This window comes from Streptococcus sp. CL8.13, assembly GCF_049737895.1.
Genome location: NZ_JBKOTT010000037.1, coordinates 1 through 7,819 on the forward strand (window position 1 = coordinate 1; position 7,819 = coordinate 7,819).

The 7,819-nt window shown below is 41.7% G+C and carries 7 protein-coding genes; all 7 read left to right on the forward strand.

Going from position 1 to position 7,819, the window contains the following annotated elements; translation table 11 throughout:
• Nucleotides 1-937, forward strand: a 937-nt coding sequence (locus ACLNCN_RS02165; RefSeq protein WP_424844531.1) for a prephenate dehydratase, incomplete at its 5' end; no start/stop codon positions are given.
• 314 nt (nucleotides 938-1,251) lie between these two features.
• Nucleotides 1,252-1,989 (forward strand): adaptor protein MecA, encoded by a 738-nt coding sequence (mecA, locus tag ACLNCN_RS02170; RefSeq protein ID WP_004257313.1) that lies wholly within the window; start codon nucleotides 1,252-1,254, stop codon nucleotides 1,987-1,989.
• 151 nt (nucleotides 1,990-2,140) lie between these two features.
• Nucleotides 2,141-3,427: a homoserine dehydrogenase gene (locus ACLNCN_RS02175; protein ID WP_049487265.1), complete on the forward strand. Its 1,287-nt coding sequence runs from the start codon at nucleotides 2,141-2,143 to the stop codon at nucleotides 3,425-3,427.
• A gap of 1 nt (nucleotide 3,428) precedes the next feature.
• The gene (gene thrB / locus ACLNCN_RS02180; protein ID WP_004257321.1) at nucleotides 3,429-4,298 is read left to right on the forward strand and encodes a homoserine kinase; all 870 of its coding nucleotides are present in this window, start codon (nucleotides 3,429-3,431) and stop codon (nucleotides 4,296-4,298) included.
• Between the two features lie 98 nt (nucleotides 4,299-4,396).
• Nucleotides 4,397-5,335, forward strand: a complete 939-nt coding sequence (gene msrB, locus ACLNCN_RS02185; RefSeq protein WP_424844532.1) for a peptide-methionine (R)-S-oxide reductase MsrB — start codon at nucleotides 4,397-4,399, stop codon at nucleotides 5,333-5,335.
• Between the two features lie 60 nt (nucleotides 5,336-5,395).
• Nucleotides 5,396-7,120, forward strand: coding sequence for an ABC transporter ATP-binding protein (locus ACLNCN_RS02190; protein ID WP_261086873.1), 1,725 nt, complete (start codon nucleotides 5,396-5,398; stop codon nucleotides 7,118-7,120).
• Between the two features lies 1 nt (nucleotide 7,121).
• On the forward strand, nucleotides 7,122-7,819 hold a 698-nt coding region (locus tag ACLNCN_RS02195; RefSeq protein WP_424844533.1), incomplete at its 3' end, for an ABC transporter transmembrane domain-containing protein.

Here is a 7,819-nt window from a genome sequence, read left to right on the forward strand (position 1 = left end):
TGTACCATTTACAATTAAAGCAGTTAAGAATAAAAACACTGTCAAAGACACAACAAGTTATTCAACTTATATTAGCTATAAAATCACCCCTCCAGAAGATTCAGCTAAAACGATTTTGAATCATCAAATTGGTGGTTATAGTGATTTCTACGGAAAATTGATCGATGGGAATTTGAATGGAGCTTATCTTTTCAATGATGTAGAGCCGAGTGAGTTGAAAAAAATTGCCAGTGAATTGGATACGACAGAGACAACCTTGAAAAATTCTACAAGTGACTATTGGTGGAAAAAATTGACCGTCTACTATATGATTGACGATGCAGGGGTTGGTGTGAAAATTTTGACACCAAGTAAAGATGCTAATGACTTGTTGGAGCGAAAAATTGATGGATTGATTGAGAAATTTAAACACACTTATGCAAATGTAAAAATTGAAAAATTGGAAACCATCAACTCTAAAGAATTGAATGCAAATGGTGAGACAGCGCTTGGATTGAATGTGAAGAATTTGATTCTCCGTTTAGCTGTTATTGGAGTAGTCTGTGTGATTTTGGTTGTGATGGGAAATGTATTGGTTTATCTCTTTAATCCAACAATCAATAGAGCAGGTGATTTTTCTCAGTATCAAATTGATTTTGTAACAGAGATTACAACAATTGCTAACCTAGCAGATGTCTTGTCATACAAAAATGCTGGGCAAGAATTAACAATCGTTAGCTCAAACAAAGCTATCCTAGATAAATTGAAACAAAATCAAGAGTCTTTAAAAGGAATGCATTTTGTCGATTTACAAGATGTGCCATCGCTTTTGGAAAGAGATACAGTCCTTCTTGTTGAAGAGTACGGAGTGACTCGTTATAAGAAATTTGAGCAAAGTCTTCAAATTCTTCGAAACTTAAATCGTTCTATCCTCGGTGTAGCAACCTTTAAACTATAAACTTTCTAATGTATTAGGTCTTCAAAGTTGGGTAAGAGCCGATTTTGAAGGCTTTTTCTATCTGTCTGCAGAAATTTTCTTTTATACTCAATGAAAATCAAAAAGCAAACTAGGAAGCTAGCCGTAGGCTGCTCAAAGCACCGCTTTGAGGTTGCAGATAAAGCTGACGTGGTTTGAAGAGATTTTCGAAGAGTATTAGAGTCTTCTACAGAAGTTACCCTATGGAAAATCTATCCCGACAGAGGAGCCTTCTTTTGATAAAATCGTAAAAATCTAGTATAATAGATAGAACTGAAAGTATGAGGTTACTAGCAATGAAAATGAAACAAATTAGTGATACAACTTTGAAAATCACGATGTCTTTAGAGGATTTGATGGATCGAGGCATGGAGATTGCTGACTTTCTCGTTCCTCAAGAAAAAACAGAAGAGTTCTTTTATGCTATCTTGGATGAGTTAGAGATGCCTGATAGCTTTCTAGATACAGGTATGTTGAGCTTCCGTGTGACTCCAAAACCTGATAAGGTCGATGTCTTTGTAACCAAATCAAAGATTGACCAAAATCTAGATTTTGAAGATTTATCGGATTTACCAGACATGGAAGAATTGGCTCAAATGTCGCCTGATGAATTTATCAAAACCCTGGAAAAAAGTATCGCTGACAAAACTAAGGATGATATCGAAGCGATTCAATCTCTAGAACAAGTCGAAGCCAAGGAAGAAGAGAAGGAGCAGGCTGAACAAGAAGCTGAGAGTAAGAAAGAACCTTACATCTACTACATCCTTTCTTTTGCTAAGTTGGCTGACTTGGTGGCTTTTTCAAAGACAGTGACTTTTGAGATGGAAACTTCTGAACTCTACAAGATGAATGAGCGCTATTATTTGACCATTTTAGTGGATATTGAAAATCATCCAAGTCCATATCCAGCTTGGCTGTTGGCTCGTATGCGCGAGTTTGCAGATGATAGTGATATCAGCCGCTCAGTATTGCAGGAGTATGGTCAAGTCTTGATCAATCACGATGCAGTGCTTAATCTGCAAAAGATTGTATAATCATTTCTGGAAACCTATTTCTAGATTTTAAGAAGAGCGAATCATCAGATTCGTTTTTTCTTTTCTAGACTGAAATAGTGATTTACTATAATAGGAATTTTCACAAAATTCTGTTATAATGGCTATATTAGAAAATTTCGAGGAGACAAACATGACAGTTAAAATTGCTTTACTAGGATTTGGTACCGTTGCAAGTGGTGTGCCTTTCCTCCTAAAGGAAAATGGAGAAAAAATTAATCAATCAGCACATTCAGAGATTGAAGTTGCTAAGGTGTTGGTCAAGGATGAAGATGAGAAAAATCGCTTGCTTGCAGCAGGGAATAACTTTAACTTTGTAACCAATGTGGATGACATTTTGTCAGATCAAGACATTACGATCGTAGTGGAATTGATGGGGCGTATCGAACCTGCTAAAACCTTTATCACTCGTGCCTTGGAAGCTGGAAAACACGTTGTTACTGCTAACAAGGACCTTTTGGCTGTCCATGGTGCAGAATTGTTAGAAATCGCTAAAGCTAACAAGGTAGCACTTTACTACGAAGCAGCAGTAGCTGGTGGGATTCCAATTCTTCGTACCTTGGCAAATTCCTTGGCTTCTGATAAAATCACGCGCGTGCTTGGAGTAGTCAACGGAACTTCTAACTTCATGATGACCAAGATGGTGGAAGAAGGCTGGTCTTACGATGATGCTCTTGCGGAAGCGCAACGTCTAGGATTTGCAGAAAGCGACCCGACAAATGACGTAGATGGGATTGATGCAGCCTACAAGATGGTGATTTTGAGCCAATTTGCCTTTGGCATGAAGGTTGCCTTTGATGATGTAGCTCACAAGGGAATTCGTAACATCACACCAGAAGACGTAGCTGTAGCCCAAGACTTGGGTTATGTAGTGAAATTGGTTGGTTCTATCGAGGAAACTTCTTCAGGAATTGCTGCAGAAGTGACTCCAACCTTCCTTCCTAAAGCGCATCCACTTGCCAGTGTAAATGGGGTAATGAACGCTGTCTTTGTAGAATCTATCGGTATCGGTGAGTCTATGTACTACGGACCAGGTGCTGGTCAAAAACCAACTGCAACAAGTGTTGTGGCGGATATTGTCCGTATCGTTCGTCGCCTGAATGATGGAACCATTGGCAAAGACTTCAACGAATATAGCCGTGACTTGGTCTTGGCAAATCCTGAGGATGTCAAAGCTAATTACTACTTCTCAATCTTGGCTCCAGACTCAAAAGGTCAGGTCTTGAAATTGGCTGAAATCTTCAATGCTCAAGATATTTCCTTCAAGCAAATTCTCCAAGATGGCAAAGAGGGGGACAAGGCGCGTGTCGTGATCATCACACACAAGATTAATAAAGCCCAGCTTGAAAATGTCTCAGCTGAATTGAAGAAGGTTTCAGAATTTGACCTCTTGAATACCTTCAAGGTGCTAGGAGAATAAGATGAAAATTATTGTACCTGCAACCAGTGCCAATATCGGGCCAGGATTTGACTCGGTCGGTGTAGCTGTAACCAAGTATCTTCAAATTGAGGTATGTGAAGAACGAGATGAGTGGCTGATTGAACACCAGATTGGCAAATGGATTCCACATGACGATCGTAATCTCTTGCTCAAAATTGCTTTGCAAATTGTACCAGACTTGCAACCAAGACGTTTAAAAATGACTAGTGATGTTCCCTTGGCACGTGGTTTGGGTTCTTCCAGTTCTGTTATTGTTGCTGGGATTGAACTAGCCAACCAACTGGGCCAGCTCAACTTGTCAGACCATGAAAAATTGCAGTTAGCGACCAAGATTGAAGGGCATCCTGACAATGTGGCTCCAGCCATTTATGGTAATCTCGTTATTGCAAGCTCTGTTGATGGACAAGTTTCTGCTATCGTAGCAGACTTCCCAGAGTGTGATTTCCTAGCCTACATTCCAAACTATGAATTGCGTACTCGAGACAGCCGTGGCGTCTTACCTAAGAAATTGTCTTACAAGGAAGCTGTTGCAGCTAGTTCTATCGCCAATGTGGCGGTTGCAGCCTTGTTGGCAGGAGACATGGTGACCGCTGGACAAGCAATCGAGGGAGACCTCTTCCACGAGCGCTATCGTCAGGACTTGGTGAGAGAATTTGCTTCGATTAAGCAAGTGGCCAAAGAAAATGGTGCCTATGCAACCTATCTCTCTGGTGCTGGGCCGACAGTTATGGTTTTGGCTTCTCATGACAAGATGCCAACGATTAAGGCTGAATTGGAAAAGCAACCCTTCAAAGGAAAACTTCATGACTTGAAGGTTGATACCCAAGGTGTCCGTGTCGAAGCAAAATAAAGAATAGAAGATAGGATGGGGAAACTCTCGACCAGAGGGCTTCCTGTCCTTTTTTTGAAAAGAAGTCTAGTTAAAAATTTGATAAAGGAGAAATAAAGATGGCAGAAATTTATCTAGCAGGTGGTTGTTTTTGGGGCCTAGAGGAATATTTTTCACGCATTTCTGGAGTGCTAGCAACCAGAGTCGGCTACGCTAATGGACAAGTCGAAACGACCAATTACCAGCTGCTCAAGGAAACAGATCATGCAGAAACGGTGCAAGTGATTTATGATGAGAATGCAGTGTCACTTAGAGAGATTTTACTTTATTATTTCCGAGTCATCGATCCCTCGTCAATCAATCAACAAGGGAATGACCGTGGACGTCAGTATCGGACCGGTATATATTACCAGGATGAAGCAGACTTGCCAGCTATCTACACAGTGGTGCAGGAGCAGGAGCGCATGCTTGGGCGAAAGATTGCAGTAGAAGTGGAGAAACTTCGCCACTACATTCTTGCTGAAGATTACCACCAAGACTATCTTAAGAAGAATCCTTCAGGTTACTGTCATATCGATGTGACCGATGCTGAGAAGCCATTGATTGATGCAGCAAACTATGAAAAGCCTAGTCAAGATGTGTTAAAGGGCAGTTTATCTGAAGAATCCTATCGTGTTACCCAAGAAGCTGCCACAGAGGCTCCATTTACCAATGCCTATGACCAAACCTTTGAAGAGGGAATTTATGTAGATATTACGACAGGTGAGCCACTCTTTTTTGCCAAGGATAAGTTTGCCTCAGGTTGTGGTTGGCCAAGTTTTAGCCGTCCGATTTCCAAGGAATTGATTCATTATTACAAGGATCTCAGTCATGGAATGGAGCGAATTGAGGTTCGTTCTCGGTCGGGGAATGCTCACTTGGGCCATGTTTTCACAGATGGACCGCGTGAGTTTGGTGGCCTCCGTTACTGTATCAATTCTGCTTCCTTGCGCTTTGTGGCCAAGGATGAGATGGAAAAAGCAGGATATGGCTATCTACTGCCATACTTAAACAAATAAAACAGAGAGGGTGGGTGCTTCCCACTTTCTTCATTTCCAGAATACGAATAGAAGGGATTTATGAAACACCTATTATCTTACTTTAAACCCTACATCAAGGAATCCATTTTAGCCCCCTTGTTCAAGTTACTAGAAGCTGTGTTTGAGCTCTTGGTTCCCATGGTGATTGCTGGGATTGTTGACCAATCCTTGCCCCAGAGAAATCAAGGACATCTCTGGATGCAGATTGGGTTGCTCCTTATCTTTGCAGTGATTGGTGTGGTAGTAGCCTTAATAGCCCAGTTCTACTCAGCTAAGGCTGCGGTTGGATTTGCCAAAGAATTGACAGGTGACCTCTATCGCCATATTCTTTCCTTGCCCAAGGACAGCAGAGATCGTTTGACCACTTCTAGCTTGGTCACTCGCTTGATTTCGGATACCTACCAGATTCAGACTGGTATCAATCAATTCCTGCGTCTCTTTTTACGAGCGCCTATTATCGTTTTTGGAGCCATTTTTATGGCCTATCGAATCTCAGCTGAGCTGACTCTTTGGTTCTTGGTCATGGTTGTCATTTTGACCATTGTTATTGTAGGGCTCTCTAGACTGGTTAATCCTCTCTACAGCAGTCTGAGAAAGAAAACGGATCAACTGGTTCAGGAAACACGTCAGCAATTACAAGGAATGCGAGTTATTCGTGCTTTTGGACAAGAAAAACGAGAGTTACAGATTTTTCAAACTCTTAACCAAGTCTATGCTAGATTACAAGAAAAGACAGGTTTCTGGTCCAGTTTATTAACACCCCTGACCTATCTGATTGTAAATGGAACTCTCCTCGTTATTATATGGCAAGGCTATATTTCTATTCAAGGAGGATTGCTCAGTCAAGGTGCTCTCATTGCCCTTATCAACTATCTCTTACAGATTTTGGTGGAATTGGTCAAGCTAGCCATGCTGATAAATTCTCTCAACCAGTCCTATATCTCAGCTAAGCGAATTGAGGAAGTCTTTGCCGAAGCTCCAGAAGACATCCATTCAGAATTAGAACAAAAGCAAGCTACCAGTGATCAGGTTTTACAAGTTCAAGAACTGACCTTTACCTATCCTGATGCGGCCCAGCCTTCTCTGAGAGACATTTCCTTTGATATGAAGCAAGGGCAAATCCTTGGTATCATTGGGGGAACGGGTTCTGGTAAATCAAGTTTGGTGCAACTCATCCTTGGACTTTATCCAGCAGACAAGGGGAGCATTGACCTTTATCGAGATGGACGTAGTCCTAGTAATTTAGAGGAGTGGCGGTCTTGGATTGCCTATGTGCCTCAAAAAGTCGAGCTCTTTAAGGGAAGCATTCGTTCCAACTTGACTCTAGGTTTACATCAAGAAGTAACTGACCAAGAGCTTTGGCAGGCCTTGGAAATTGCACAAGCCAAGGATTTTGTCAGTGATAAGGAAGGACTCTTGGATGCTCTAGTTGAGGCAGGAGGGCGAAATTTCTCGGGCGGTCAAAAACAAAGGCTGTCTATCGCACGAGCAGTCTTGCGGCAGGGTCCGTTTCTCATCCTAGATGATGCGACTTCGGCTCTTGACACCATTACCGAGTCCAAGCTCTTGAAAGCTATCCGAGAAAATTTGCCAAATACGAGCTTAATTTTGATTTCTCAACGGACTTCGACGCTTCAGATGGCAGACCAGATTCTCCTCTTGGAAAAAGGTGAGCTCCTAGCTATCGGCAATCACGAGGACTTGATGAAATCCAGTCAAGTTTATCGCGAAATCAATGCATCCCAACATGGTAAGGAGGACTAGTATGAGACGACAAACTGCAAACCAGACGCTCAAACGTTTGGCAAAAGATTTAGCAAGCCATCCCTTCCTCCTTTTCCTAGCCTTTCTAGGAACTATTGCTCAGGTTGGTTTATCGATTTACCTACCAATCTTAATCGGACAGGTCATCGACCAAGTCCTAGTGACTGGCTCTTCACCAGTTTTTTGGCAGATTTTCCTACAGATGATTTTGGTAGTCATAGGAAATACACTGGTACAATGGATAAATCCTCTTATTTATAATCGCCTAATCTTCTCTTATACCAGAGACTTGCGAGAGCGAATCATACATAAGCTTCATCGGTTACCGATTGCTTTTGTGGATCGTCAAGGAAGTGGAGAGATGGTCAGTCGTGTGACCACAGACATCGAGCAGTTAGCAGCTGGTTTGACCATGATATTTAACCAATTTTTTATTGGTGTCTTGATGATTTTAGTCAGCATTCTAGCCATGATTCAAATTCATCTCCTCATGACTCTTTTGGTCTTGCTGTTGACGCCACTGTCTATGGTAATTTCACGCTTTATTGCCAAGAGATCCTATCATCTCTTCCAGAAGCAAACAGAGACGAGGGGGATTCAGACACAATTAATTGAAGAATCGTTGAGCCAGCAGACCATTATCCAGTCCTTTAATGCTCAGGAAGAGTTTATCCAAAGGCTGCACGAGGCTAATGCCAA

Excerpts from the sequence above, each read along its gene's own strand:
- mecA (WP_004257313.1), top strand. The coding sequence starts at position 1,252 with ATGAAAATGAAACAAATTAGTGATACAACTTTGAAAATCACGATGTCT.
- ACLNCN_RS02175 (WP_049487265.1), top strand. The coding sequence starts at position 2,141 with ATGACAGTTAAAATTGCTTTACTAGGATTTGGTACCGTTGCAAGTGGT.
- thrB (WP_004257321.1), top strand. The coding sequence starts at position 3,429 with ATGAAAATTATTGTACCTGCAACCAGTGCCAATATCGGGCCAGGATTT.
- msrB (WP_424844532.1), top strand. The coding sequence starts at position 4,397 with ATGGCAGAAATTTATCTAGCAGGTGGTTGTTTTTGGGGCCTAGAGGAA.
- ACLNCN_RS02190 (WP_261086873.1), top strand. The coding sequence starts at position 5,396 with ATGAAACACCTATTATCTTACTTTAAACCCTACATCAAGGAATCCATT.